29 protein-coding genes and 2 tRNA genes are annotated in these 25,634 nt (G+C 71.8%); 15 read left to right on the forward strand and 16 right to left on the reverse strand.

The genetic code is table 11. From position 1 onward, the window contains the following. A complete protein-coding gene (locus ACQP26_RS23045) occupies positions 1-1,227 on the reverse strand; it encodes an FAD-binding protein (protein ID WP_433493977.1) in 1,227 nt (408 codons plus the stop codon). A gap of 67 nt (positions 1,228-1,294) precedes the next feature. Here ACQP26_RS23045 and ACQP26_RS23050 point away from each other — a divergent pair, with 67 nt between their 5' ends. After that, positions 1,295-1,708, forward strand: coding sequence for a hypothetical protein (locus ACQP26_RS23050; RefSeq protein ID WP_433493978.1), 414 nt, complete (start codon positions 1,295-1,297; stop codon positions 1,706-1,708). Between the two features lie 293 nt (positions 1,709-2,001). Here the strand turns inward: ACQP26_RS23050 and ACQP26_RS23055 are convergent, their stop codons facing one another. Further along, positions 2,002-2,931, reverse strand: coding sequence for an LLM class F420-dependent oxidoreductase (locus ACQP26_RS23055; RefSeq protein ID WP_433493979.1), 930 nt, complete (start codon positions 2,929-2,931; stop codon positions 2,002-2,004). An 87-nt stretch (positions 2,932-3,018) separates the two neighbouring features. Here ACQP26_RS23055 and ACQP26_RS23060 point away from each other — a divergent pair, with 87 nt between their 5' ends. Next, positions 3,019-3,327 (forward strand): ArsR/SmtB family transcription factor, encoded by a 309-nt coding sequence (locus ACQP26_RS23060; RefSeq protein ID WP_433493980.1) that lies wholly within the window; start codon positions 3,019-3,021, stop codon positions 3,325-3,327. Positions 3,328-3,330: 3 nt separating this feature from the next. Next, complete coding sequence (locus ACQP26_RS23065; protein WP_433493981.1) at positions 3,331-3,852, forward strand: SRPBCC family protein; 522 nt, start codon at positions 3,331-3,333, stop codon at positions 3,850-3,852. Positions 3,853-3,872: 20 nt separating this feature from the next. On the opposite strand, the gene ACQP26_RS23070 is transcribed toward ACQP26_RS23065, so the two are convergent. Together ACQP26_RS23070 and ACQP26_RS23075 are read right to left on the reverse strand one after the other, a co-directional pair. Further along, the gene (locus ACQP26_RS23070; RefSeq protein ID WP_433493982.1) at positions 3,873-4,430 is read right to left on the reverse strand and encodes a Uma2 family endonuclease; all 558 of its coding nucleotides are present in this window, start codon (positions 4,428-4,430) and stop codon (positions 3,873-3,875) included. A 48-nt stretch (positions 4,431-4,478) separates the two neighbouring features. After that, complete coding sequence (locus ACQP26_RS23075) at positions 4,479-4,862, reverse strand: hypothetical protein (protein ID WP_269704666.1); 384 nt, start codon at positions 4,860-4,862, stop codon at positions 4,479-4,481. A 152-nt stretch (positions 4,863-5,014) separates the two neighbouring features. Here ACQP26_RS23075 and ACQP26_RS23080 point away from each other — a divergent pair, with 152 nt between their 5' ends. Next, positions 5,015-5,707 carry a hypothetical protein gene (locus ACQP26_RS23080; protein ID WP_433493983.1) on the forward strand — a complete coding sequence of 231 codons (693 nt, stop codon included), beginning with the start codon at positions 5,015-5,017 and terminating at the stop codon, positions 5,705-5,707. A 32-nt stretch (positions 5,708-5,739) separates the two neighbouring features. Here the strand turns inward: ACQP26_RS23080 and ACQP26_RS23085 are convergent, their stop codons facing one another. Next, the gene (locus tag ACQP26_RS23085; RefSeq protein ID WP_433493984.1) at positions 5,740-6,510 is read right to left on the reverse strand and encodes a GNAT family N-acetyltransferase; all 771 of its coding nucleotides are present in this window, start codon (positions 6,508-6,510) and stop codon (positions 5,740-5,742) included. 160 nt (positions 6,511-6,670) lie between these two features. Here ACQP26_RS23085 and ACQP26_RS23090 point away from each other — a divergent pair, with 160 nt between their 5' ends. Then, entirely contained in the window at positions 6,671-7,138 is a 468-nt protein-coding gene (locus tag ACQP26_RS23090; RefSeq protein ID WP_433493985.1) for an SRPBCC family protein, read from the forward strand. A 50-nt stretch (positions 7,139-7,188) separates the two neighbouring features. After that, positions 7,189-8,376 carry an FUSC family protein gene (locus ACQP26_RS23095; protein ID WP_269704663.1) on the forward strand — a complete coding sequence of 396 codons (1,188 nt, stop codon included), beginning with the start codon at positions 7,189-7,191 and terminating at the stop codon, positions 8,374-8,376. A 6-nt stretch (positions 8,377-8,382) separates the two neighbouring features. Here the strand turns inward: ACQP26_RS23095 and ACQP26_RS23100 are convergent, their stop codons facing one another. After that, the gene (locus ACQP26_RS23100; protein WP_433493986.1) at positions 8,383-8,967 is read right to left on the reverse strand and encodes a GNAT family N-acetyltransferase; all 585 of its coding nucleotides are present in this window, start codon (positions 8,965-8,967) and stop codon (positions 8,383-8,385) included. A 100-nt stretch (positions 8,968-9,067) separates the two neighbouring features. Between ACQP26_RS23100 and ACQP26_RS23105 the strand changes: the two genes are divergently transcribed. Both ACQP26_RS23105 and ACQP26_RS23110 read left to right on the forward strand, forming a co-directional pair. Beyond that, positions 9,068-9,502 (forward strand): hypothetical protein, encoded by a 435-nt coding sequence (locus ACQP26_RS23105; protein ID WP_433493987.1) that lies wholly within the window; start codon positions 9,068-9,070, stop codon positions 9,500-9,502. 153 nt (positions 9,503-9,655) lie between these two features. After that, positions 9,656-10,447 carry an aminoglycoside N(3)-acetyltransferase gene (locus ACQP26_RS23110; RefSeq protein ID WP_433493988.1) on the forward strand — a complete coding sequence of 264 codons (792 nt, stop codon included), beginning with the start codon at positions 9,656-9,658 and terminating at the stop codon, positions 10,445-10,447. Positions 10,448-10,577: 130 nt separating this feature from the next. On the opposite strand, the gene ACQP26_RS23115 is transcribed toward ACQP26_RS23110, so the two are convergent. Next, positions 10,578-11,015 (reverse strand): hypothetical protein, encoded by a 438-nt coding sequence (locus ACQP26_RS23115; RefSeq protein ID WP_269704659.1) that lies wholly within the window; start codon positions 11,013-11,015, stop codon positions 10,578-10,580. Positions 11,016-11,089: 74 nt separating this feature from the next. On the opposite strand from ACQP26_RS23115, the gene ACQP26_RS23120 reads away from it, so the two are divergent. Next, positions 11,090-11,542: a hypothetical protein gene (locus tag ACQP26_RS23120; protein WP_269704658.1), complete on the forward strand. Its 453-nt coding sequence runs from the start codon at positions 11,090-11,092 to the stop codon at positions 11,540-11,542. A 132-nt stretch (positions 11,543-11,674) separates the two neighbouring features. Here the strand turns inward: ACQP26_RS23120 and ACQP26_RS23125 are convergent, their stop codons facing one another. Then, entirely contained in the window at positions 11,675-12,349 is a 675-nt protein-coding gene (locus ACQP26_RS23125) for an HAD family hydrolase (RefSeq protein WP_281577058.1), read from the reverse strand. A 9-nt stretch (positions 12,350-12,358) separates the two neighbouring features. Further along, the gene (locus tag ACQP26_RS23130) at positions 12,359-12,691 is read right to left on the reverse strand and encodes a hypothetical protein (RefSeq protein WP_269704656.1); all 333 of its coding nucleotides are present in this window, start codon (positions 12,689-12,691) and stop codon (positions 12,359-12,361) included. A gap of 123 nt (positions 12,692-12,814) precedes the next feature. Between ACQP26_RS23130 and ACQP26_RS23135 the strand changes: the two genes are divergently transcribed. Both ACQP26_RS23135 and ACQP26_RS23140 read left to right on the forward strand, forming a co-directional pair. Further along, positions 12,815-13,189: a DUF6896 domain-containing protein gene (locus ACQP26_RS23135; RefSeq protein ID WP_433493989.1), complete on the forward strand. Its 375-nt coding sequence runs from the start codon at positions 12,815-12,817 to the stop codon at positions 13,187-13,189. Positions 13,190-13,744: 555 nt separating this feature from the next. Then, the gene (locus ACQP26_RS23140; protein WP_269704653.1) at positions 13,745-14,125 is read left to right on the forward strand and encodes a hypothetical protein; all 381 of its coding nucleotides are present in this window, start codon (positions 13,745-13,747) and stop codon (positions 14,123-14,125) included. A gap of 925 nt (positions 14,126-15,050) precedes the next feature. Here the strand turns inward: ACQP26_RS23140 and ACQP26_RS23145 are convergent. Next, positions 15,051-15,971: an RNA polymerase subunit sigma-70 gene (locus ACQP26_RS23145; protein WP_269704652.1), complete on the reverse strand. Its 921-nt coding sequence runs from the start codon at positions 15,969-15,971 to the stop codon at positions 15,051-15,053. A gap of 136 nt (positions 15,972-16,107) precedes the next feature. Between ACQP26_RS23145 and ACQP26_RS23150 the strand changes: the two genes are divergently transcribed. Beyond that, entirely contained in the window at positions 16,108-16,923 is an 816-nt protein-coding gene (locus ACQP26_RS23150; protein ID WP_433493990.1) for a DUF899 family protein, read from the forward strand. A 117-nt stretch (positions 16,924-17,040) separates the two neighbouring features. Here ACQP26_RS23150 and ACQP26_RS23155 read toward each other — a convergent pair whose 3' ends face one another. Then, positions 17,041-17,382, reverse strand: coding sequence for a hypothetical protein (locus tag ACQP26_RS23155; RefSeq protein WP_433493991.1), 342 nt, complete (start codon positions 17,380-17,382; stop codon positions 17,041-17,043). Positions 17,383-17,975: 593 nt separating this feature from the next. Between ACQP26_RS23155 and ACQP26_RS23160 the strand changes: the two genes are divergently transcribed. After that, positions 17,976-18,515, forward strand: a complete 540-nt coding sequence (locus ACQP26_RS23160; RefSeq protein ID WP_433493992.1) for an ATP-binding protein — start codon at positions 17,976-17,978, stop codon at positions 18,513-18,515. Between the two features lie 125 nt (positions 18,516-18,640). Here the strand turns inward: ACQP26_RS23160 and ACQP26_RS23165 are convergent. From ACQP26_RS23165 to ACQP26_RS23180, 4 genes are all read right to left on the reverse strand, one after another. After that, positions 18,641-18,717: transfer RNA gene (locus ACQP26_RS23165), tRNA-Ile, on the reverse strand. A 125-nt stretch (positions 18,718-18,842) separates the two neighbouring features. Continuing rightward, positions 18,843-20,078: an NAD(P)/FAD-dependent oxidoreductase gene (locus ACQP26_RS23170; RefSeq protein ID WP_433493993.1), complete on the reverse strand. Its 1,236-nt coding sequence runs from the start codon at positions 20,076-20,078 to the stop codon at positions 18,843-18,845. Further along, positions 20,071-22,206 carry an MMPL family transporter gene (locus ACQP26_RS23175; protein ID WP_433493994.1) on the reverse strand — a complete coding sequence of 712 codons (2,136 nt, stop codon included), beginning with the start codon at positions 22,204-22,206 and terminating at the stop codon, positions 20,071-20,073. Before ACQP26_RS23175 ends, ACQP26_RS23170 begins: the two co-directional genes overlap by 8 nt. A 178-nt stretch (positions 22,207-22,384) precedes the next feature. Continuing rightward, positions 22,385-22,457, reverse strand: a tRNA-Asn gene (locus tag ACQP26_RS23180). 269 nt (positions 22,458-22,726) lie between these two features. On the opposite strand from ACQP26_RS23180, the gene ACQP26_RS23185 reads away from it, so the two are divergent. Together ACQP26_RS23185 and ACQP26_RS23190 are read left to right on the forward strand one after the other, a co-directional pair. After that, positions 22,727-23,113 (forward strand): hypothetical protein, encoded by a 387-nt coding sequence (locus ACQP26_RS23185; RefSeq protein WP_433493995.1) that lies wholly within the window; start codon positions 22,727-22,729, stop codon positions 23,111-23,113. Positions 23,114-23,208: 95 nt separating this feature from the next. After that, positions 23,209-24,393 (forward strand): ROK family transcriptional regulator, encoded by a 1,185-nt coding sequence (locus ACQP26_RS23190; protein WP_433493996.1) that lies wholly within the window; start codon positions 23,209-23,211, stop codon positions 24,391-24,393. Positions 24,394-24,539: 146 nt separating this feature from the next. On the opposite strand, the gene ACQP26_RS23195 is transcribed toward ACQP26_RS23190, so the two are convergent. After that, positions 24,540-25,547, reverse strand: a complete 1,008-nt coding sequence (locus ACQP26_RS23195; RefSeq protein ID WP_043329109.1) for a sugar phosphate isomerase/epimerase family protein — start codon at positions 25,545-25,547, stop codon at positions 24,540-24,542. Positions 25,548-25,634 lie beyond the last annotated feature (87 nt).

Consider the following 25,634-nt stretch of genomic DNA (forward strand, 5'->3'; position numbering starts at 1 on the left):
TCAATCCCGGGGGAAGTAGCGGTCCATCTCGGCGGTGCGGAACTTCCCCTTCGGGTCGAACTCGCGCAGCAGCGCGGCGAAGTCGGCGTGCCGGGGGTACGCGGCAGCGGGGTCGCGCTCGAACAGCTTGCCCCAGTGCGGGCGCGGCGCGAACGGGGCGAGCCGCTCCTCCACCTCGGCCAGCACCGGCGCGACAGCCACCGGGTCACCGATCCATGTGAAGTGCAGCGCCAGCGAGTCGCGCCGGAAGTTCGGGCTCAACCACAGCTCGTCGGCGGCGATCGTCCGCAGCTCGCAGATCTGGAGCACGGCGGCGATCCGGTCGGCGACCGGATCGAGCGCGGCGAGCGCCGCCGACGCGTCGCTGCGGGCCACGTGCCACTCCGACTGCAGCTCGTCGCCGCTACTGGGGGTGAAGCCGAGCCGGAAGTGCGGCAGCCGCTCGTGCCACGGCCCCGGCTCACCGAGCTGAGCGGTGCAGTGCTCCGGCGACATGCCGGGCACCGGGTGTCGGGGCGAGTCGGCGGCCACCGTGTCCAGCCAGTCGGCGGGCGGCGGGGCTTGGTCGGCGTCCTGCTTCACCCACACCTGGTCGAAGCGCTCCGAGCGCCACGAGGTGAAGACGCTGACGCTGTACGCGGCGTCGAGCGCCTCGTCCAGCGCGGCGCGGGGCAGGCCGAGGCGCACGTGCTGGCGCACCGCGTACGTGGGCACCACGTCGAGCGTCAGCCGGGTGACCACGCCCAGCGCGCCCAGGTTGACCACCAGCCCGGCGAAGCGCGGGTCGCTTCGGTCGACGGTGATCAGGTCGCCGTCGGCCGTGACCAGTTCCAGCCCGGCGACGGCGGCAGCGAGGTTGCGGTTCCGCGCGCCGGATCCGTGGGTGGCGGTGGCGACCGAGCCGGCCACCGAGATGTGCGGCAGCGACGCGAGGTTCGCCAGCGCGTACCCCTGAGCCTGCAGCGCGGTGGCCAGGTCGCCGTAGCGGACGCCGGCCGCGACGGTGACGGCGCCGCGGTCCGGGTCGAGCGCGACGGCGGGCGGCAGGCCGTCGAGCGCGACCTGGGTACCAGTGGTGTCGCCGAGCCGGTTGAACGAGTGGCCGGTGCCGATGGCCCGGACCAGGTCGGCCTCCGCGACCAGCCGCCGCAGGTCGTCGGTCGAGGTCGGCCGCGATCGGGTACGCGCCGACCAGCTGACGTTTCCGGCCCAGTTGGTGTCCGTCATGCGCTGCATCATCCGCCATCATGCGCCGGCAGGGTTGCCCCGGCCACTCGGCGGGAATCCTGGCGGGATGAGCAGCTACCGCGACCCGAGCCTCCGCGGCGACGTGTACCCGTCGGAGGAGGAAATCGACCCGACCGGCGTGGACCCCGACGCTGCGGAGATGCCGCCTGCCGCTGTGGAGGTGGCGCCCGCCGCTGTGCGGGTGGCGCCCGTGGCGACCGCGCCGGTGCCGGGGCCCACGCCCGAGCCCGAGCCGGCTCCGGTGCCCCACCCGGGGCCGCCGCCGCGCCAGGGGACGGCCAGGTCGATCGTGACCCGGCACCTGGACGGTTCCGTCGAGGTGGTGACCGACCTCGACGGCGACGGCGTGGCCGACGTGGTGCAGGTCGACCTGGACGGCGACGGCGTGCCCGACGTGACGCTCCTGGACAGCGACCGCGACGGCCGCCTGGACACGGTCCGCCGCGCAACCCCACGCTGACCCGTCCGCCGCCTCACGCGACTCGGCGACGATCTTGTGGTTCTGGAGCCCCACACCGTTGATCATGCAGTTACTGCCCCGACAAGAGCCGTAAATCCGGCACCGAAAGGGCCGCAACTGCAAGATCGCGGGTTTGTGGGGTGCTGCGGGAGGGTCTCCCGTAACGCCAGATTGCCGTTCCGCAAGGTGGGATCGGTGGAGATCTTGGTAGGAATGGGCCCCTATGGGGGCCGTTTCGTACCAAGATCTCGACGGGAGCCGGGAGGCGGGACGGGCGGCGGGCAGGGGCCGGGTCAGAGCTGGGGCATCACCTCGGCGGCTACCAGCTCCAGGTGGTCCAGGTCGGTCAGGTCGAGCACCTGGAGGTAGGCCCGGGAGCTGCCCGCCTCGGCGTACCGGCCGAGCGTCTCGACCACCTCGGCGGGCGTGCCGGCGGCGCCGTTGGCGCGCAGCTCGTCCGGGTCGCGTCCGATCGCCTCGGCACGCCGGGTCACCTCGGCCTCGTTGCGGCCGCAGCAGAGCACGAGCGCGTTGGACCAGGTCATCGTGGACGGATCGCGGTCGATCGCGGCGCAGGCGTCGCGTACCCGCCCGAACTGCGTGACGGTGTCCTCGACCGAGACGAACGGCAGGTTGAACTCGTCGGCGTACCGGGCGGCCAGGCGGGGCGTGCGCTTCGGGCCCATGCCGCCGAGCAGGATCGGCGGGCGGGGGCGCTGCACCGGCTTGGGCAGCGCGGGCGAGTCGCTGACCGGATAGTACGTGCCGGGGTAGTCGAACGTGGCGCCCTCCGGGGTGGACCAGAGCCCGGTGATGACGGCGAGCTGTTCCTCCAGCCGGTCGAACCGCTCCCCCAGCGGCGGGAACGGGATGCCGTACGCGGAGTGCTCCTCGGCGTACCAGCCGGTGCCGATGCCCAGCTCGACCCGTCCGCCGCTCATCTGGTCGACCTGCGCCACGGTGATCGCCAGCGGGCCGGGTAGCCGGAACGTGGCGGCGGTCATCAGCGTGCCGAGCCGGATCCGGGTGGTGTCGCGGGCCAGCCCGGCGAGCGTGGTCCAGGCGTCGGTCGGGCCGGGATCGCCGCTCACCGAACCCATCTTCAGGTAGTGGTCGGAGCGGAAGAACGCGGCGAAGCCGGTCTCCTCCGCGCGGCGGGCCACGGCGAGGAGCTGGTCGTATGTGGCGCCCTGCTGGGGCTCGGTGAAGATCCGCAGTTCCATCCCCCGAGCATATGGAGCCGCCCGGGCCGGGGCAGCGCGACCTGTCATTCCTTGCCAGGCATATAACCGATGAGGCATATTGAAGCGGTGAGCGTCGACGCCTTCACCGTCCTGGCCGAGCCCTCCCGGCGCCGCATCCTGGACCGGCTGCGCCGGGCGGAGAGCAGCGTCGGCGAACTGGTGGACGCGCTGGGCATGAGCCAGCCGGCGGTCTCCAAGCACCTGCGGGTGCTACGCGAGGCCGGACTGGTCACCTCCCGTACGGCCGCGCAGCGGCGCATCTACCGGGTCGACACCACGCCGCTACGAGGCGTCGACGACTGGCTCGGGCCGTACCGGTCGATGTGGACCGCGCACCTCGACGCCCTGGAACGCCATCTCGACAGTCAGGAGTGACAAATGGACCGCGACACGTTCCGTCCCGGCCCGCTCGCCCGGGTCAAGCTGGCACCCGACAACGAACTGGTCTTCGTCCGCGGCCTGCGGCACCCGCCGGAGAAGGTGTGGGCCGCGCTCACCGACCCGGATCAGCTCGCCGGGTGGGCGCCGTTCCTGGCCGACCGTGACCTGGGCCGCCCTGGCGACGCAGTACTCAGCACCGTCGACGGCGACCAGAGATACCCGGCGTCGGCCCGGGTGCTGCGCGCCGACCGGCCGCACCTGCTGGAGTACACCTGGGGCGACGACCTGCTCCGCTGGGAGCTGACCACGAACGGCGACGGCACCACGCTCACGCTGCGGCACCGGGTCGGCGGTCCCGACCTCGCCGCGATGACTGCCGCCGGCTGGCACATCTGCCTCGACGTCGCCGCGCATCTGCTCGACGGCGACCCGGTCGGCCCGATCCGGGGCGCGGAGGCGAAGGACTTCGGCTGGGCGGAGCTGCGCGACGCGTACGCCGAACGCCTGAACCGCGACTGACGACTGCCGGTACGGCCGCCCTACCCGTCGAGATGGTCGGCGGGCGCGGTCTGCAGCAGCCAGGCGAGCGGCATCCGGGCGTGCTCGGCGTACCGGCCGTCGCCGGCGAGCTCGTGCAGCGTGACGGTCTGCGCGCCGTCCCGCTCCACGACCCAGTAACGCGGGATGCCGGCCGAGGCGTACTCCCGGGCCTTCGTCACCGAGTCCATGGTCTCCGAACCGGGCGAGACGATCTCGACCACCAGCACCAGGTCCGTGACGGCGGACCAGACGCGACGGCTGGGCGGCTTCCGCCACACCGTGATGTCGGGGATCCGGCCACCGTCGCCGCTGGGCCCCGGCACCCGCACACCGACGGCCTGAAGCACCTGCTCAGCGGGCCAGCCCGCCATGAGCAGCCAGGCGAAGATCCGGCTCGCGATGATGGCGTGCTCGGAGTCGGTCGGCGGCATGACCGACAGAACCCCCTCGGGGCTGGTCTCGTAGCGGTGACCGTTCGGGTCCGCGGCATTCATCGCCGCCACGTCGTCGAGCGTCACGACGGCGGGCATGTGCATGCCGACTGCCTCAGCGCTCATGACGCCATCCTATGGCAGCAGGCCGCGTAGCCGCGGCATCCAACCCCGTCACCCGGTCCGGCGGCGGAGCCAGCCGGCGGCGCCGCCGACCAGCGTCGTTCCGATGGTGGTGCCGATCGCCACCAGCGCCGCACCGACCGCCCACAGGCCGGTGTCGTCGGTCGAGGCGGCGTGCACCGCCCACGGGACGGTGAACGCCACTGTCATCACCGTTGCCACCAGCCAGATGTTCAGCCACCAGCCGGCGACGGCGGCCAGCGCGCCCAGGGTCAGCACCGCGGCGGCGACCTGCCAGACCGCGTACGGCCCGCTCATGTCGCCGGTCCGCGGGTCCACGGTCCAGCCGGACTCCCAGCTCAGCCAGGCCACCCAGGCGCCGGCCGTGGCCAGCGCCAGGATCAGGCCGCCGAGCAGCGTACGTCTCGTTGTCACGCCTTCGATCCTGCCCGGCCGGCGGGGCGGCCGAATGAGCACGCGTACTCGATTTCGCCGCCGCGCACACGGCGGTGTGCGACCTGACAATCCCCGTCCGCACCGCGCCACTCTCCATCCCCCGCCCGCCGCGCCGTGGCAAGATCGCGGGCGTGACGAGTGTGTCCCGCCCCCTGCCACGGCTCGTGGCGGCGGAGGCGTTCGCGGACGTCCCGGCCGAGCGGCTCCTGGCGGTGCTGGAGGCGGTCACGATGGTCCTCACGCTCCCCCACCGCGCCGCCGAACGGGTGGACGCGCTCGTGGTGCCCACCGGCCAGGGCGAGGACTGGCGCCTCACCGACGCGATCCGCGCCTGGGAGCCCGGCCCGGCGCTGCGGCACCTGCTGGTGGCGAACACCGACTCGGCCGAGCGAACGTATCGCCCGCTCACGCTGGACCGGTTGCGCGGGCTCGGTCTGCGCCGGACCGAGGGGGTCGTGCTCCAGGCCGAGCCGGTCACCGGCACCGGCCGGCAGGCCACCTGGGTCGTGGAGCAGGTACGGGCGCTGGGCATCGGCAGCGTCGCGCTCGTCGTCTCGCCGTACCACCTGGTCCGGGTCTACCTCACCGTGCTGCGGGCCTGCGACGACGCCGGCCTGCGGATCCCGATGGTTCCGCTGCCCGTGGCTGTCGCACCGGACGCCCCGGTGCCGGAGACCGGCGCGGCCGGGTACGACCTGGTGGCCGGCGAGGTCAGCCGGCTGCTCCGCTATCCCGGCCAGGGGTGGATCGCCACCCCGGAACGGCTGCGCGACTACCTGCGCTGGCTCTGGTCCGAGCACCGCCCCCTGCTCACCGGCGCCTGAAGGTCGGCCGCGCGCCGCCGCCGGCAAGGGTTCTAAGCGTCGGGGATCCGGACCGTGAGCACCCGGGTGCGGACGCGGAAGCCGGCGGCGTCGTACATCCGGCGGGCCGGGTTGCCGTCGACCACCGACAGGCCGACCGACGGCAGTCCTGCCTCGCGCGCGCCGCGCAACGCGTGCACCAGCAGCGCCCGGCCGAACCCGCGCCGCTGCGCGCGGGGTGCGACGCCCAGGTTGAGGATCCAGACGCAGTCGTCGTCGGTCCACGGCACCGGTCCGGCGCACAGCACGTGCCCGGCGCTGCGGCCGTCCGGGTCGATCAGCCGGGCCGAGGCGGGCACCAGCGGCGGCACCGGCTCGCCGGTGTCGAACATCGCCCGTACCTCGTCGGTGTCGCTGGGCTGCCAGCGGCCGTCCGGATGGTCCGGGCCGTACGCCGCGTCCAGCCCCGCGGCGAGGTCGTCGTCCCAGCCGGGGGCACCGAGCGACCAGCCGTCCGGCAGGGTCACCGCTTCGGGTACGTCGGTCAGGTCGTGCCGCATGTCCGTGGCGGCCCGGTCCAGCGTCAGCCCGTCGGCCACCAGTGCCGACGCGAGCGCCTCGTCCGGCGTCTCCAGCCGGTGCCCGGCCAGGTCGCGCCGCACCTGCCCGACGAGCCGGGTCAGCGGCGCCCCGGGCAGCGGCCGGACGTCGGCCGCGACCGCCGTGCCGTCGTCGTCCCGCAGCCGCATCCGGGCCAGCGGAGTGTCGTCGTCACCGACCAGCAGCGAGTCGGCAGGGGCGTCGGGGTGCGGCAGTACCGGCATTCGCGGCAGCGTACCGGCCACGCCCCGGCCCCGCTCCCCCGCCGATCTTGGAGTTGTGGTGCCTGAATCGCCCAACTCAGTGGCATTTGTCAACCGCCACAACTCCAAGATCGGCGTCGGGCGGGACCGGCGAGCGGTGGGAGGCGCTTAGGGTTGGGGGGTGAGCAGGGTCGATCGGGGCAGCAGGACGATCGCCGCCGCGCCGGCGGCCGTCTACGACGCGCTCGTGGACCGGGCGGCCCTGGAGGCGTGGCTGCCGCCGGACGGGATGCGCGGGCGAATCGAGCGCTGGGATCCGCGTCCGGGCGGCGGGTTCCGGATGGTGCTCACCTACCTCGACGCGACCGACAACCCGGGCAAGACCTCGGACGCCACCGACGTGGTCGACGTCGGGTTCGCCGAACTCGTACCGGCGCACCGGGTGGTGCAGACCGCCGTGTTCCAGGCCGACGACCCGGCGTACGCGGGCACCATGACCATGACCTGGCACCTCGCGGCGGCCGGCGACGGCACCGAGGTGACAGTCACCGCCACCGGCGTACCTCCGGGCATCGACCAGGCGGTGCACGAGGAGGGCATCGCGTCCTCGCTGGCGCACCTGGCCGCGTACCTCGAACCGGGCGGCTGAGCTCGGCGGACGCCGGGATTGGCGGCGGTTTTTGCGGGTAGCCGCCGGCGGTGACCGGGCAGCGGGAGGGGCGCGGCGGCCGGCGGGGGTCGTCGCGGCGCGCCGGCCTGGACGCGGAACGGTTCGACGAGGCATGGGAGCGCGTGACCGAGCGCGGCCGGGCCGCCGGGCGGGACCGGATGCAGCAGCTGCGGATCAAGTCCGTACTCGCCGTGCAGGCCGGACTGGCGGCGGCGCTGGCCTGGGCCGTCGCGCGCTGGCTCACCGGCATGCCGAGCCCGATCTTCGCCCCGGCGGCCGCGGTCGCGGTGATCACGTCGTCCTTCGGACGGCGCCTCTCCAACACCGTCGAACTGCTCGCCGGGGTGACGCTCGGCATCGTCGTGTCGGACCTGCTGATCGGCGCCGTCGGCGCCGGGGTGTGGCAGACCGGCGTGATCGTCGCGGCGTCCGTCCTGGTCGCGCTGGCACTGAGTACGCGGGGCGGGATCGTGGGCAACGCCAGCGGTACGGCGGTGCTGCTCGGCGCGCTCTCCTCCTCCCGGCACACACTGGAGTTCCCCCGCTTCGTCGACGCGCTGATCGGCGGCGGCGTGGGACTGGTGGTGACGCTGCTGCTGGTGCCGATCAACCCGCTGCGGGTCGTGCGGCGGGTGGCCGCGCCGACGCTGCGGCAACTCGCCGACCAGCTCGCCGCGACCGCCGCCGCGCTACGGCGACGCGACCACGACCTGGCCGACCGGTCGCTGAGCCGGTCGCAGGCGATCGGCGCGGACCTGGGCCGGTTCTGGGACGTCTTCGGCGGCGCGAAGGAAACAGTCGACCTGGCCCCGGCGCGCTGGCCGAGGCGGCGCTCGGTCCGGCACTACCAGCTCAGCGCGCCGGACGTGGACCAGGCGGTCTGGAACACCCGCGTACTGGCCCGCCGGGCCGTCGTGCTGATCGAGGACGGGGAGCCGATACCGGAGAGCCTGCCGGACGCGGTGGAGGCACTCGGCGCGGCGGTGCACGCCGTACAGGAGGAGGTTCTCGCGGACCAGGGCCCGGAGGACGCCCGCCGCCACGCGTTGCGTGCGGTGGCGGCGGCGACGCGCGCGGAGCTGGCCGGGACCGGGCTGTCCGGCACGGTGATCGTGGGGCAGGTCCGGACCGCGGCCAGCGACATCCTCCAGGCGACCGGAATGGACCGGGAGGAGGCGCTGCGGCGCATCCGGGAGGTGGCCGCCGCCCAGTCGTGAGGCCGGTCAGGCGTCCCCGCGGACGCGGGCGTGCAGGTGCATGTCGTGCCGCCCGTCGTCGTGCACCGCCGCGCTGCGCTTGGTGCCCTCCAGCCGGAACCCGGCCTTGACCGCCACCCGGCACGACGCGACGTTGCCGGTCGAGTGGTCGAGCCAGAGCCTGTGCAGCCGCCCTTCGCCGAGCGCCCACGCGCTCACCGCCCGCAACGCGCGGGAGGCCACGCCCGCGCCACGCGCGGCCGGAACCACCCAGTACGCGCAGCCGGCCTCGCCGTCGTCGAGGTTGAAGCCGCCCAGCGCCATGCGGCCCACCACCTCGTCGCCCCGGGTCACCGCCCAGCCCGCGCCCGTCTCCTCCTGCCACGAACGACGGAGGTGGGCGATCCACTGCAGGACCTGCTCCGGCGACGACGGCCGGCGGGTGTGCCAGCGGCGGATCTCCGGATCCTGGTACGCGGCCAGGACGGCGGGCGCGTCCCCGTCCGCCCAGGGGCGCAGGACCAGGCCGCCCTCGGCGGGCAACGTCGGCTGCGGGCCGGTGGTGAGCGTGCCGGCGGGAACGGCGGGCGGTGTGGACACCGGGAAGCGCATGCCCGACTCTCCCCCGCGGACCACCCCGCGTGTCAATCCGGTTCGGATCGGCACATGCGCGGGTCCACGCGTCGCATGGCCGCTCGGCTAGCGTGCGCCGGTGGCAGTGACGGCAGCGGGCGTCTTCCGGCGTACGCCGCAGGAACGGGCCGACCAGCGACTCGCCTGGGAACGCGCCGACCAGCCGTTCTTCGCCGCCGGGGCCTGCCACATCCTGGCCTGGACGTGCCGGGACACCTACCCCGACCGGCCGATCGGTCTCGCGGGGTTGCGGCTCGCGGGCCGGCGCCAGGTCTTCCACGTGTACGCGACCTGGGCGGGCTGGGCGTTCGACCACGCCGGCTGGAACCCGGAGGCGGATCTGCTCGCGGCCAACCGGGAGTTCGAACGGCGTCCACTGGACCGGATCGCGATCGTCGACGACCTCGCCACCTTCTGCCGGGCCCAGCATCACCGCATGCCGCACGAGTACTGGGACGATCCGCTCCCCCGCGCCCGCGACTACGTGAGCCGGCATCCCCCGCCGTGGACGTGACGCCGGATTCCGGTAGGGCCGGGCTCTGATCGGTCGGGCGTACCCATGTGAACTGCCCGCCGACGAACGCGCGGGGCGGGCCGGGCCCGCCGCCGTCGGGGCGGGCCCGGCACCGTCCCCGGTCCAGGCTCAGCCCTGCCTACACTGCGCCGCGTGGACCAGGCCGCACCGCACACCGTCAACTCGCTCGCGTACGACCTGCGCGCGCTCGGCATCGTCCCGGGTGACGTCCTGCTGCTGCACTCGTCGTACCGAAGTCTTGGATTCGTCGCCGGCGGCACCGAGGCGGTGGTGTGGGCGCTGCTCGAGGCGCTCGGACCGGAAGGCACCCTCGTCGTGCCGACGCACACCCCGGACAACACGGACCCGGCCGGGTGGCGGGATCCGCCCGTACCCGAGGCGTGGTGGCCGGTCATCCGCGAGCAGACGCCCGGCTTCGACCCGGCGCGCACGCCGAGCCGGTGGATGGGCGCCGTCGCCGAGACGGTACGCACCTGGCCCGGCGGCCGCCGCAGCGATCATCCGCAGGTGTCCTTCGCCGCGCTCGGCGCGCACGCCCCCGACGTCGTGGACGGACACCGCCTCGACGACGCGCTGGGCGAGCACTCCCCGCTGGGTGCGGTGTACCGGCTCGACGGCAAGGTGCTGCTGCTCGGCTGCGGCCACAGCTCCAACACCTCGCTGCACCTGGCGGAATGGCGGCAGGCGGCGGCGCCACGGGCGGTGACGGGCTCGGCGGTACGGCTGCCGGACGGCACGAGCCGGTGGACCACGTGGACCGACGTCGTCACCGACGAGGACGACTTCGACCAGTTGGGCGCCGACTTCGAGGCGACAGGCGCCACGACAACCGGCCGGGTCGGCACCGCAACGGCCCGGCTGATGCGCCAGCGCACACTGGTCGACTTCGCCACCGCCTGGATGGCCGCTAACCGCGGGCGTTGACCTCCCGCCTCGCGGGCTTTCCGTCGATCTTGGAGTTGTGGCGCCTCGGATGTCCCGCACGCGGCTTTTGCAAGGTGCCACAACTCCAAGATCGATGCTGCGAGGGCACCGGGTACGACGGGACGCGCGTTCAGTCCGGCTTGGGGGCGAAGGGGTTGCGGCGGGGCTGGCGCAGTTCCCACTCGGCCGGGCACAGGTGGGTCCACGCGGCTCCCGTCACCGATCGCCGGTCGGGCAGCTCGTCGCCCCAGGCCGGCAGGTGGCTCTCGACCTGCCGGACGTAGCGCTCGTAGACGACAAGCTCGCGGTACTCCGGATCGTGCCGCCACAGCGCGTACGGTTGTTCGCGCAACCAGTCGCACGCCGCGTCGCCCTCGGCGACCAGGTCCGCAGTCGGCGGCAACACCGCCAGCGGCCTGTCGTTCTGCCGGTCGCCGTACTGCTTGAGGTGCGCCAGGTAGCCGTCCTCGTTCCGAGGGTGGGTCACGTGGACGCCGACAACGGTCACCGGTACGGCGAGCAGCGCGGTCCCGGCCAGCGCCGACACCACCCACAGGCGTCTGTTCACGCGGCCACCATAGGCCGCGGTACATCTGTCCGCCGCCCCCCTGACAGCGGTGGACCCCGCCTACGATCCTGCGCATGAACTCGCCACGCCGGCGCCTCCTCAGCTGCCTCGTCGTGCCGTTGCTGGCTGCCTGCGGCGCCGAACCGTCCGAGACGGTGCCGCCGCCGGCATACACCTGCTGTGCGGACCTGGACGTCGACAAGCCCTACCACCCGGGCCAGACCCTGACCGTGCGGTGGACGGTCGAGCCGGGCTCCACCTCGTCGCAGGTCGAGTTGACCGCACATCTGACGGGCCCGTACGGCACCGTGGACGACCTCAAGGCCGCCTCGGCAGTCCCAGGGCTGGTCACCTTCACGGCCGCGGCGGTCCGGCCGGCGGGCGCTCCCGGCGAACGCCCCGTCAGCACGATCGTGATCGGCCCCGACGCCGAGCCGGGCTTCTACGACCTGGTCACCTCAGTGATCGACGGGGGCAACGCCACGTCCAGCGGCAGCAGCGTCGTCCAGGTCGCGGCCACGCAATGAGCGCCGAAAAAGCGTCATCGACTGCACCCACCCTCGGGTTGGCGCGAAGCGACGCGCAGCGAAAGCCCCTACCGAGATGACAATGGACGACGACGGTGATCGAAGGAGCTTCCCGTGATTGCCGGCGACCGGTCAGGACGGAACCTGGGCAAGCCTGAGCACGTGTTCGAAGCCGCGTTTCCGCGCGGGCGAATCCACCATCGGCAGGATCAGCGCTGGTATACCGGCAGAAACCGATCCGCCGTCACCGGCAGGATGATCACCGACCATCAGGGTCTGGCCCGGTGCGGCATGGAGGGCTTCGAGGGCGGCACCCCAGATCCGAGGGTCCGGTTTGACGAAGCCGACCTCGTAGGACAGTACGAACGCATCGACACAGCCGTCGAGTCCGTGCCGCGCGAAGCATGTGCGGATGTCCCAGCCGACGTTGCTGACGACACCGATGCGAACACCGCTGTCACGCAATGCGGACAGGGTGGCGACGGTGTCGGCGTACGGCTCGATCGCCTCGGCGTGTGTTTCGTGCAACATCGATGCCAGCGCCTGGTCCACCCCGGGAATCTGTTTCAGCACGGCGAGGATCGCCCGATCCCAGACTCGCGGATCCAGATCTCGGGCGATGTGGGCCGGATCCGTGGCCGTCTCCCGCAACAGTTCCGCGAAGTCGCCGGCAATACGGTGCGCCTCGCCGGCAGCCAATGCCCGGTCGATCGATGCCGCCGCGTTGCCCACCCAGCGCTCCGAGTTCCTGGCGAACAGAGTCCAGGCGAAGTCGAACAGCACTGTCGTCACGGGCTTGGCGGTCACCGCATCACCCTAGATCAACACGAAGATTACCGGGCTTTCTGGAGCGGCTATGTCTCGTGGCGAGCCAGGTTCGGCCCGGCACCAGCCGCCTCGGAACTCGACTCCGGGGACGCCGTCGATCAGGCGGCTGATGTCCACCACAGCCCCGAGCGACGCGGAGATGCTGCCGTGCAGCTCTGCGACCGCCGATTCGAGGTCGTCGTCTTCCGTCTGCCAGTCCACATCCGCATCTCGCAGCTCGGCGACTGCGCGATCGGTTAGTGCCTCGATGTCGGTGACCAGGACGTCGAGCCTGCAGTACAGGTGCAGAGGAAGCGGTGTCGAGGCGTGCGGATTTTCCACCCGGTAAGCATGCCGAAGCAAGCGTGAGTGAGGAAGATGCGCGCCCGCCGGGCGTGGCGCCCAGAGCCCCCGCGCCCGTGCCCGCTCGCTGGCTGCGACCTCGCAGACGGGGATACTCATCAGGTGGACGAGCGCGCCGAGTCAGCGATCGAAGCAGTTCGAGGCTACGCCGCCGCCCTGACGTACATTCGGTCGCGTTTGTTCGACGCCTACGCGGATCTCGGATGCGTCTCGGATCTGATGGCGGCAGTGAGGCATTCACGAAGGATGCCTCGGGAGGGCATGGCGAGCACTGGTATCGAGTACTCGGTTCATGGCGCCGGCTGCCGGATGACCGATCAGCACGACCAGGAGGTCGACATCGACCAGGTCGGCGGTGTTGAGGCATTCGACGTCTGGCGGATCACGCGCTTCCTGGACCGGAGTTCGGGAGCACGCCCCTCGGTCGAGGAGTTGCGTACGGCATGTGTCAACCTGGTCGAGCTGGGCGAGCTGTGAGAGGTGCAGGCCGGCCGCTGGTACGCCCTGCCCGATCACTGATTCGACCCACCGCGCACCTTCTGCCGAGCTGACAGGCATCCCACAGGACCCTTCGCGCCCGAGACGCTCGAGGTCCGATCAGCCGATCGGTGGTGAATCGATCGAGGGTCTCGGCATCCCCCGCACCGCCCGCTTCACCATCAGCGGCAGTCCGAGGCGGTCGACGATGGTCGACAGTGCGTCTGACATGTATCGTCACGCTTCCGCAAGATCCGCGAGATGGGATACGACGTGACGGTACGACGGTTCGGGCTCTGCGTGGCGGTTGCTGCGACGCTGCTCACCGCCTCGGCGTGTGGCCGCGCCGACGAGATGCCGAGCACGCCCACTGCCGTGGCGGCGAGTACCGCTACGGAGCCACCCATCGCAACGCCCACGGCGCCGACGGCCACGCCGAGCCGCACACCCGAGTCCTCCCCGACCGCCCGGCCCTCGGGGACCGCGCGGCCCTCCGGAACTCCCCGGTCCTCGGGAGCCCCCGCGGCGGCGCCCACGACCAGGAAGACCACGCAAGTGGCCGCCACCAGCAACAAGGCGGCCTGCACCGCCGTCAAGGGCTCGTTGGAGAAGGCCATCGCCGGTCTGATCACCCTGGGCGGGGTCGCCGCGAGTTCGACGGTAGAGGCCGAGCTCGTCAATGCCCGGGCGGAGGCGTCCACCCGGCTGATCAACCTCGGTGCGGTGGCGAACCGGGTGGCCGGCGAACAGGCGGATCGCACCCTGCGGAGCAACTTCAGGGCGCTCGCCGTGGCCGCCGGCCTGAAGGACGTCCAGGTCCGCTCGATCAAGCCCAAGCTCTCGAATGCGGAAGGGCTCGTGAAGGTCGCGAGCGACACCGGCGACCTGGAGAGCGCGGTCGACAAGCTCGAGCCGACCTGCGGCAGGTACTGGTAGCTCGGCTGAGTAGCGCGTTTCGCGTGGTGGGCGGCGGGCTCCTGGCAGTGGAAACGCCTCTCGACGTCTCCCACCACTCCCCGCCCGCCCGCCGACCTCCTGCGGACCGGACGCGGACCGCTGCCGACCATGAGTGCAGACAGATCACCGATGACGGCATCGAAGGCGTCCCGCCTTTCGATACGGTGACACTTCACGAGTCGCGCCCTTACCGTCGATGGCCTCACCGTTCAGGAGGTGACGCGCGTGCACAGGACCAGCCGTATGGTGTGGTGGCCGCTCAGCGTCTGCCTGATGGTGACGTCGGCAGCCTGCACGTCCTCAAGCGACTCCTCCCGGGGCGAGGCCGGCCCACCCGCGCCAACTGCGTCTCCGGGCACTGACCTCAGCGCGTCCCCGTCGCTTGACGTGAGCGCCAGGCAGGAGCCGTGTACCGTGTCTGTCGATGTGATCAAGGAACCGCCGGCGGCTTATCGGCTCGTGGGAGAGGACGTTGCGGTGCCCGCCCGGCCGGTGCTTCAAGCAGAGGAATCGGGGCAGTCGGATCCGGCAGCCCGGCTGTTCGCCAAATGGGGGCTGGTCGTACGCGGCGGCGCGGTGGTTGACCTTCGGGTGGCTTCCGGCTGGGAGGACAGGGCGCGCCTCGGATGGGGCTCGTCAGTGGTGCCGGCCGTGAGCGCCCATGTGCGCGCCTGCGCACCTGTCGATGACCAACCTCGGTGGCTGGCCTTCGTCGGCGGCACCTGGGTTGCGCGGCCAACCTGCCTACCGCTCACCATTCGGTCGCGGGGGCAGACGGCGCAGGTGCAGCTGGGCATCGGTGTCCCTTGCGACGGAACCGACCCGCCGAGTTCCTAGGAACGCTCGCCAGAGGAAACGCCGCTCGATATCCCTCCCTCGGCAACATGGCTTGAGGCTTACTCACCTAGGGCTCGAGCGTGGCGGGCATGCTGAAAGCGGTGACGTGACGGGCACCGATGAAGGCGTTGCTCTCGACGATCTTTCCGTTCTCGATCCGGAGTACGTCGACGACCAACGCCTCGTAGTGCGGGCTGCCGGGCCGGCGGAGATAGTTGATCAGCGCCGGGCGCCCGTTGGCCGAGGTGGGAAACGTACGCCAGTCGAGCGGTCGGCCGAGGAACTCCGCGGCCGCGTCGATCCCGACGACCGGCGGCTCGGGCGGCATCGTGATCCGTACGTCCTCGGCGAGCAGTGCCCGGATCGTCTCCGGGTCCTTCGCGCTGGCGTAGCGGCGCAGGATCGCTTCGTCCTCCCTGGTGAGCTGCGGGCGGCGCCAGTCCTTCGGGTCCGACGGAGCGCGCCGCCGGAGGGTGTGGCGGGCCCGCTGGAGGAGGCTGTTTACGGCCGCTACGGGGGTGCCGAGCGAGGTCGCGATCTCCTGCGGCGTCCAGCCGTAGACGTCGCGCAGCACGAAGGCCGCCCGCTGCCGCGGCGGCAGGTACATGAGCGCGGCGATCACGGCCAGCTCGACGGTCTCCCGGGCGGCGAGGCCGGTCTGTGGATCGTCGGCCAGCAGGGCGTCGGGATAGGGACCGAGCTCGGTGGACCACTCCAGCGCATCACCGTAGGGAACCGTCCGGTGACCGGCCGCCTTGCGGCTGTCCAGGAAGATGTTCGTGGCGATCCGGTAGAACCAGGTGCGCGCTGACGCCCGACCCTCGAAGCGGTCGCGAGCCCGCCAGGCACGCAGGAAGGTCTCCTGCACCAGGTCGTCCGCGTCGGTGACGTTCCCGGCGAGGCGGTAGCAGTGGACGTGCAGTTCACGCCGGTGCTCGTCGAAGGCGCGCTGCAGCCAGACTGCCTGCTCGTCAGGCGAGTCGGACATGTGATTTCCCCGGGACTGAGTGGTGCTCACAACCGTACTGACGACCGCGGACCCCATCCGTCATCGGTCACCGATGACAATCGCCGACTCGGTCGTCTGTACCTGTGACCGATCCCCCTCCACGAAGGAGACAGCCATGACGACAACCCCCACGTCCGACGCCGCCGCGCCCCCGGTCGTCGACCGGGAGACCTGGCTGCGCAAGCGCGACGAACTGCTCGTACGGGAGAAGGCCCATACCCGCGAAGGAGACGCGATCGCAGCCGCTCGTCGTCAGCTGCCGATGACCTTGATGCCGGCGGTGACAGTGCGGGGCCCTGGCGGGGACATCCCGCTGGTGGAAGTGTTCGAGGGCCGCCGGATGCTCATCGCCTACTTCCACATGTGGCACGACGGCAATCCGTACGAGCATCAGTGTGAGGGGTGCACCTTCTCGACCTGTCACATGCAGACGCTGGACTACCTGCACGCTCGGGACGTCACCTATGCCGTGTTCTGCGAGGGCCCCTACGACGAAAGTGCCCCGTTCGCCGAGTTCATGGGCTACCGGTTCCCCTGGTATTCGGCGAAAGACTCCGACCCGGCTCTGGCCGACGGTCGTCACTTCGGGTTCATCGCGTGCTACCTGCGCGACGGCGACAACGTCTACGAGACCTACTGGACCACCGGGCGGGGCGTTGAGGCGTTGATGACCACCTACCACGCCCTGGACCTCACGGTGTACGGCCGGCAGGAGAACTGGGAGAACTCGCCTGAAGGCTGGCCGCGGGTCAACGGGCACCCGTGGCGTCTCGACGGCCGCCCCACCGCGCAGTGGTCGCGCCCCGCGTCGCACCGCGATGACGTCCTGATCGTGGTTGAGCTGGGAAAACGGCTGGTGGGTCGGGCGGGGGTTCGCCCCCGCCACCGAGGAATCATGAGATCAAGATGGGCGACCCAGCGACCTGCCTGAATGGGCTCTCACCAGCGGAAACACCTTTCGATATCTCTCACCACTCCCCCAGCGGCGGTCGGCCTCTTGCGGACTGGGTGCGAACTGCCCGCAAGCCTCTCGTCCCGCAAGAGGCGGCTACCCATCGAGCGCCTTCTGCCACGCCGACAGCTCCTGTCGAAGCCGTCCCACCTCATCAGGTGGGGCGTCCGGGAATCTGGGCACTGCTTCAGCGATTCCCTCCACCGCCTCCTCACCGATCACCTGACTGATGGCATCCCATAGGACCCTTCGCGCCCGAGACGCTTGAGGGCCGATCAGCCACTCGTCGATGAAGCGGTCGACGGTCCCGGCGTCTGCAAGGCCGCCTGCCATCCTTGAACCGATCCGGTCAATCGAGCGGGTGAGGCACTCAAGGAAGCGAGCTACCTCGATCGCCCGGTCAAGTGGGACGGTCACCGTTGATTCGTCGCGGTTCACATCCAAGGCTGCCCCTCTGGATCAAGATGCCGTCGCAGACCGTCCAGATCCTCGACGGATAGCCGCCAGTCTGCCCCCGTCCCCCGGATAGGTGCCAAGAACTGCCGTGCCCGGTTGGGGTCAAGGATGGCTGTAGGCCATCGGCATGCCGACGCGCAGCGCCCTTGACGCCGGGCGGGTGCCGTAGAGGATCGGGCACCCGGGGACGGTTCACGCCCTGGTCCTCATCGTCGTCAAACCGCATTCGGCGACCTACGAGAGGCCGGGGGCAAGCAGCTCCGCTGCGCGGCAGCCGATCGCCCCAACCTCAACTGGGAGCGACGCCTACGCCGATCGTCCCGCCTCACAGCCCTTCAAGCCCTTGGTAGGCCCCGTCAGCGTGGCCGGCCGGCCCGGCCGATGCCGGCGCTTGCGCCGCCAGCAGGCCGCCTTGATCCTAAAGAGGCCAATTCGGCAGTTCGCGGTATAGAACTCTTGTCTTCCGTCGGCTGATGCGCGACACCCGTCCGCCAACTGATCGGCGACACCTACGCGCTGGTCGCGGCATGAGCGAACGTCAGCGATGATGGCGCAGCCGTTCAGATGGGGAAACGATGACGACACGACCGACTCTGTTCCTGACGGTAGGACTGCCAGGCACCGGGAAGACCACAGAAGCGCGGCGCATAGAAGCCGAGGAGCAGGCTCTTCGCCTCACGAAGGACGAGTGGGTAAAGGCCCTGTACGGCCTCGCGAACCCGCCGTCGGCCTCGGACGTGATCGAAGGACGGCTCATCGAGATCGGGCTGCGCGCTCTCGAGCTCGGCATCAACGTCGTCATCGACTTCGGCCTCTGGGGTCGAGATGAGCGCTCCGCGCTACGGCAGGCAGCTGCCGACCTCGGCGCGGCGGTGGAGATGCGCTACTTCGAACTCCCACCGGCCGAGCAGCGGAGACGACTTGACCGGCGCCAAGCCGAAGAGCCGCACACGACGTGGCACATGTCCGACGAGGAACTCGCCGGGTGGGCTGCCGTCATCAGCATCCCGACCGAAGGGGAACTCGACGGCAGTGAACCTGTCGATTGCCCGCCGGCAGGATTCGCGACTTGGGAGGACTGGCGCAGGCATCGCTGGCCTCCATCGGTCCCCTGACACAAGGATTCCCAAGCCCGCCACCCGTCGGCAGATACCGATGCTCGGGCACGCTTCGGCGGCCATGACGTTGGACGTGTAAGCGCACCTGTTCGAGGACGAAGTGGCTAACCAGGGAAAACATGTGGTGGGGCGGGCGGGGTTCGAACCCGCGACCGAGGGATTATGAGTCCCCTGCTCTAACCGGCTGAGCTACCGCCCCGTGACCGCGCCGGATCGTAACCCGCCGATCGCTGCGCGGACCACCACCTACCGGGCGGAAACAACGGCCGCGACAGCACGATGGGCTACGCGAGGATAACAACGCGCAACCCGTCGACCAATCGCTCACGCGCGCCGCAACTGCGCGAGGACCGCGCCGGCCGTACGCCACCCGCTGGCGAGCGCCCCCTGGATGGACGGGCTGTCCCGGTGGTCGCCTGCTACGTACAGGCCGTCGCCGAGCACCACCGGTTTGCGCAGCCGGCCCTGTGGTGGCGGTGCGGCCGGGAGCGCCTCCGGCACGGTGACGGTGGTGAGGTGGGTCCAGTCGGCGGTGGAGCGGCCGTAGAGGCGGTCCAGCTCGCGCCGGATCACCGGTTCGGGCGGTGCCTGCGGGCCGACCACCGAGGTGGCGACGAGGTGCTGGCCGTCGGGGGCGTACGTGGGCGCGGCGCGGCTCACCACCACCGTGTTGGCGACGAGTTCGCGCCGGTCGCCGTCGAGCAGCAGGATCGGCTCGTCCAGTGGCGCCGTGCCGGAGCGGTGGTAGTAGGTGGTGTACGCGTGCATGCGTACCCGCGGCAGCCCTGGCAGCAGCGTGGCCGCCGCCGGCGGGTCGACGGCGACCACGACGGCGCGGGCGGTGATCTCGCCGGACGGGGTGCGGACCCGGCCGGGCGCGACCTCGGTGACCGGGCTGTTCAGCTCGATCAGCTCGGCGGGCAGCGGCGCGGCGAGCGCCCGGGGCAGCGCCGCCATGCCGTCCGCCGGCAGGCCGATCCGGCCCCGGGCGAAGGAGCGCATGATGACCGCGAGGACGTGGCTGGAGGTGGCCAGCTCGCGGTCGAGCAGCACGCCGGACAGGAACGGCCGGAGCAGTTCCTCGATGATCGCGTCGGAGAGCCCGGCCCTTCGCAGCGCCGTCTCGGCGGTGGTCTCGGGTGTGCCGAGCAGCCGCCCGACCGGCACTGTCGCGTAGCCGGCGGCGAGCGCGGCGAACCGCAACCGGTCGGTCAGTGATCCGATGCCGGCGGTGAGCGTGCCGGGCGCGCCGGTCGGTTCGCGCAGCGGGTTGACCAGGCGTTCCAGCCGGTCGCCACGGCGTACCAGCACGCCGGGCGTGAACCAGCCCATCCCGAGCGCGCCGACGTCGACCAGGCCGGTGAGTCGCGGGTACGCGGCGTTGAGCACCTGGAAGCCCCGGTCCAGCAGGAACCCGTCGACCCGGTCGGTGGCGACCCGCCCGCCGAGCCGGTCGCCCGCCTCCAGCAGCCGCCAGGGCACGCCGGCGCGGTGCAGCCGCCGGGCGGCGGCGAGACCGGCCAGGCCGCCGCCGACGACCACCACGTCCGTGTCAGGCACGGTCCACCCCCGCCCCGGCTCGGTCGCCCTCGCGGTGCGACCGCGACAAGCGGCCCGGCCACCAGACCTTCGGCCCGATGTCGTACGCGAGCGCGGGCACCAGCAGCGAGCGGACCACGATGGTGTCGAGGAGGACGCCGACGGCTACCGCCACGCCCAGCTCGACGAGCACCACGAGCGGCAGGACGGCGAGCGCGGAGAACGTGGCGGCGAGCACGATGCCGGCGGAGGTGATCACGCCGCCGGTGACGGCCAGTCCGGCGAGCACACCGGCGCGGGTGCCGCGGCGTACCGACTCCTCGCGGACCCGGCTCATCAGGAAGATGTTGTAGTCGATGCCGAGCGCGACCAGGAAGACGAACGCGAACAGCGGGAAGGACTGGTCGACGCCGGGGAAGTCGAAGACGTACCGGAACAGCAGCGCGCACAGGCCCAGCGTGGCCAGGAACGACAGCACCACCGTGGCGATCAGCAGCACCGGGGCGACGAGGGCGCGCAGCAGCAGGGCCAGGATGACCGCGATGACGAGCAGCACCACCGGGATGATGACGTCGCGGTCGCGTACCGAGGCGTCGGCGGTGTCGACGTTGATCGCGGTGAACCCGCCGACCACGGCGTCGGCGCCGGGTACCCGGTGCACCGCCTCGCGCAGTTCGCGGATGGTGCGTTCGGCGCCGTTGCTGTCCGGCGCGTCGGCGAGCGTGACGTTGAGCTGCACCCGCCCGTCGACCACCTTCGGGGGCGCGTCCGGGTCGGGCGGCGCGTTCTCGCCCCGCTCGCCGAGCGGCAGCACCGAGGCGACTCCCGGTACGCCCTGCGCCACCTGGGCGACCTGCCGCGCGGTGTCCTGGGTGGTGAAGACGGTGGCGGGGCTGCCGGTGCTGGCCGGGAAGTGCCTGTCGATGACCTCCTGCCCGGCCACCGAGTCGGTGCGCTGGGTGAACAGCTGGGACTGACCGAGGGTGGTGGCGCCGAGCTGGGTCACCCCGATCGCGAGGGCGGCGAGCGCGACGGCGGTGACGACCCAGACGGTACGCGCGCGGCGCGCCACGAAACCGGCGATCCGCGCCCAGATGCCGTGCTCGGCGCGCGGGTCGGCCTGGTCGTACCGGGGTCGCCGGGGCCAGAACGCCCAGCGGCCGCCGAGGACCAGCAGCGCGGGCAGGAACGTGAGCATCACCAGCAGCGTGGCGGCGATGCCGACGGCGCTGACCGGGCCGAGCGCGCGGTTGGAGTTGAGGCTGGACAGCAGCAGGCAGAGCAGGCTGACGATGACTGTGGCGCCCGAGGCGACGATGGCCGGGGCGGCGCCCTTCCAGGCGGTCCGCATCGCGTCCCAGGGCCGCTCGTGCCGGTGCAGTTCCTCCCGGTAGCGGGCGATGAGCAGCAGCGCGTAGTCGGTGCCGGCGCCGAAGACGAGCACGGTGAGGATGCCCTGCGCCTGCCCGTTGAGCTTGACGATGTCGTGGTCGGCGAGCAGGTAGACGAAGACGGCGGCGAGCGAGTACGACATCCCGGCGGCCAGCAGCGGGAAGATCCACAGCACCGGGCTGCGGTAGACGACGAGCAGGATGACGAGCAGCACTGTGAGCGTGACCAGCAGCAGCGGCCCGTCGATCGCGCTGAACACCTCGATCAGGTCGCCGAGCAGCCCGGCGGGTCCGGCCACGTCGACGGTGAGCCCGTCGCGGTCCGGGCCGGCGATGTCGCGCAGGCGTTCCACAACGGACCGGATCTGTTCGCCCTCGGCGCTGTCGATCGGCACGATCACCTGGGCGGCCTGCTTGTCCTGGCTGACGATCGGCGGCGGCAGCGGGCCGACCACGCCCGGCACCTCGGCGAAGCGGGTCGCGTCGGCCTGGATGCGCTGCTGGTCGGCCGGGGTGAGGCCGCCGGGGCGTTCGTAGACCACGAGGGCCGGGGTGGTCTCCCGGTCGACGAATCCGGCGGCGAGGTCCTGTGCCCGGGTGGCCTCGGCGTCGGCCGGCAGGAAGGAGGCGTTGTCGTTGGTGGAGACCTCGCCGAGCTTGCCGGAGTACGGGCCGGCGATGCCGCCGACGATCAGCCAGCCGAGCACCACCGCCACCGCGATCAGCGTCGCGGTCCAGCGGCTGCGTCCTGCGGCCATCTCCACCGTCCTCGAATCGACGCATCAATCGACGCAGCGGGAGTCTAAGTCGACGCCGACCATCCTGCCGGGCGAACGGGGACTCGCGGGCGGAAACCGGGCAGCCGGGCACGCGCGAAGGGAGGCAGGAACGACGAACGCCCGCCGGATCTACCGACGGGCGTGACGTGGAGCGAAGCTCCCCCGATTGGACTCGAACCAATAACCTGCCGGTTAACAGCCGGCTGCTCTGCCAATTGAGCTACAGGGGACCGTGCACCGCTCGGTTCGGATCTCTCCGCTCCGTGCGACGGGGACAAGAGTACAGGACATCGGGGGGTGGTGCGCCAGGGGGTTGCCGGGACCGGACCCGACCGGCGGACGCGCCAGGATTCCGGACAAATCGTCATCTCGGCACAGGGAGGCATGAGCGGAGAGCAGGATGGGTAGTTAGCCGTCGACAGAGAACGCAGGCGCGAGACGGTCGTTCCGCCAAGCTGGCGGGAAACCGGCGAGAGCGTCAGGTACGGAAGGAGCCGCCATGCGCGGAAAGATCATGTTTCTTGGCGGGCTGGCTGCGGGATTCGTCCTGGGCGCCCGTGCCGGCCGGGAGAAGTACGAGGAGCTGGTGGTCCGCGGGCGCAAGGTGCTCGACCACCCGACCGTCCAGGAGGCGGCCGGGGTCGCGCAGGCCCAGGCGAACCGGCTCTACTCGGAGGGCAAGGACAAGCTGGGGCAGACCAAGCTCGGTGAGAAGCTCGCCACCAACGGCGGCAAGCCGGGCATGACCGACGCCGACAAGCCGTTCGCCGGCACGCCGGCCGCGGTCGGCAGCCGCAGCGCCAACGGCACGGGCTCGACCAGCGCGTCCGGCTCGACCAGCACCGGCACGAGCACCAAGCCGTCCAGCACCGGCAACACGCTCTGACGCAAGCGGACAGCGGGCCGGTCACCTCCGGGTGACCGGCCCGCTCCCGTGTGCGCGGGCGGCGATGTGGCACATTCTCGGTGGGAGGTGACCACATGCCGATGGTCGGACCGGAGACGGCGGATCAGGCGCGGCTGCTGCGCCTGCTGCGCGACGACGGCCCACGCTCCCGGGTCGAACTGGCCGATCTCCTCGGCCTGCCCCGGGCCCGGTTCGCCGCCGAGGTGGACCGGCTGACCGCGCTCGGCCTGGTGGAGACCGCCGGTCCGGCCGCGTCGCGGGGCGGACGCCGCTCGTCGCTGCTGCGCATCGGCGCGCAGGTCCGGTTCGGCGCGGTGCTCGTCGGCGACGGCGTGCTGCGGGTCGCGCTCACCGACGGCGAGCTGAACCCGCTCGCCCGCCACGACGAGCCGGTGGACGTCCGGCTCGGCCCGGACGTGGTGGTCGGCCGCGTCGTCGAACTGCTCGGCAAGCTGCGCGTCGAGGCGGGACTGGCGTCGCTCACCGGCGTCGGCGTCGCGCTGCCCGCGCCGGTCGAGGTCCGCGACGGCACGCCGGTCTCCGCGCCGGCCCTGCCCGGCTGGCACCGCTACCCGGTACGCGACACGCTCGCCGCCGAACTGGGCTGCCCGGTGCAGGTGGACAACGACGCCAACGCGATGGCCCTCGGCGAGCGGCACGCGGGCACCGGCCGCCCGTTCGACGACTTCCTCTACGTCAAGCTGGGTGAGGCGATCGGCTGCGGGCTGGTGCTCGCCGGCGCGCTGTACCGGGGCGCGGCCAGCGGGGCGGGCGACATCGGCCATTTCCAGCTCACCGAGGACGGGCCGCTCTGCGGCTGTGGCAACAACGGGTGCGTCGAGGCGTACTGCGGGGATGTCGCACTGGTGCGGGAGGCGGTGACCGCCGCGCGGGCCGGGCGTTCGACGGCGCTGGCGGACCGGCTGGCGGCGGCCGGTCCGCTGTCGGTGGCCGACGTGGCGGCGGCGGCCACCGAGGGCGACCCGGCGGCGCAGACGCTCGTGCGCGACGCCGCCCGCCGGCTCGGGCGGGTGCTGGTCGGGCTGGTCAGCTTCGTCAACCCGGCCATCGTGATCATCGGCGGTGCGCCGGCCGGGATCGGGCCGGTGCTGCTCGCGGAGATCCGGGGCGTGGTCTACCGGCGCTCCACGCCGCTGGCCACCGGCAGCATGCCGATCGTCCTGTCCGACCTGGGCGACACCGCAGGCCTGATAGGCGCGGCCCACCTGGTAAGCACCCAGACCTACGCCGCCCGCTAGCCCCCACCCCCGCGCCGCCCCACCCCACCCTCCACGCCGTCGATCTTGCACTTGCGGCCCACGGGATGTGGGTTACACCCGTTTTGGCAGGGCCGCAACTGCAAGATCGCGGGGGCGAGGAGGGCGGGGGCGGGGAACGTGAGGGGTCAGTCGCGGCTGCTGAAGGCGGCGTCGAAGGCGGCTGACGGGGCGTCGAAGGCCAGGCGGCGGACGAACTGGAGTGCCTCCGGCGCGCCGACCAGGCGGTCCATGCCGGCGTCCTCCCACTCGACCGAGATCGGGCCGTCGTAGCCGATCGCGTTCAGCGCCCGGAAGCAGTCCTCCCACGGCACGTCGCCGTGGCCGGTGGAGACGAAGTCCCAGCCGCGCCGCAGGTCGGCCCACGGCAGGTGGGAGGAGAGCCGGCCGCGCCGCCCGTCCCCGGTACGAACCTTCGCGTCCTTGCAGTCCACGTGGTAGATCCGGTCGGCGAAGTCGAAGATGAAGTTCACCGGGTCCAGCTCCTGCCAGACGAAGTGCGACGGGTCCCAGTTGAGCCCGAACGCCTCCCGGTGCCCGATCGCCTCCAGCGTGCGCTTGGTGGTCCAGTAGTCGTACGCGATCTCGCTGGGGTGCACCTCGTGCGCGAACCGCACGCCCACCTCGTCGAAGACGTCCAGGATCGGGTTCCACCTGTCGGCGAAGTCCTGGTAGCCGCGCTCGATCATGGCCGGCGGCACCGGCGGGAACATGGCCACCGTGTGCCAGATCGACGAACCGGTGAAGCCGACGACGGTACGGACGCCGAGCTTCGCCGCCGCCCGTGCGGTGTCCTTGATCTCCTCGGCGGCCCGCTGCCGCACCCCCTCCGGCTCGCCGTCGCCCCAGATCCGGGCCGGCAGGATGTCCTGGTGGCGCTCGTCGATGGGGTGGTCGCAGACCGCCTGGCCGACCAGGTGGTTGGAGATGGCGAACACCTGGAGGTTGTGCTTGGCCAGAGTGGCCCGCTTGCGCTCCACGTACGAGTCGTCGGCGAGCGCCTTGTCCACCTCGAAGTGGTCGCCCCAGCAGGCGATCTCCAGCCCGTCGTAGCCCCACTCGGCGGCGAGCCGGCAGACCTCGTCGAACGGCAGATCGGCCCACTGGCCGGTGAAGAGCGTGATGGGTCGCGCCATTGTCCTTCTCCCCTGTGGTGATGGGGGATTCCGTCACGGACCGGGGCGAGGACGACCGGAGGCGGCGGTCGCGTGGGCACCGGTGGA

The organism is Micromonospora sp. CA-248089, from assembly GCF_050948515.1.
Taxonomy (GTDB): Bacteria; Actinomycetota; Actinomycetes; order Mycobacteriales; family Micromonosporaceae; genus Micromonospora.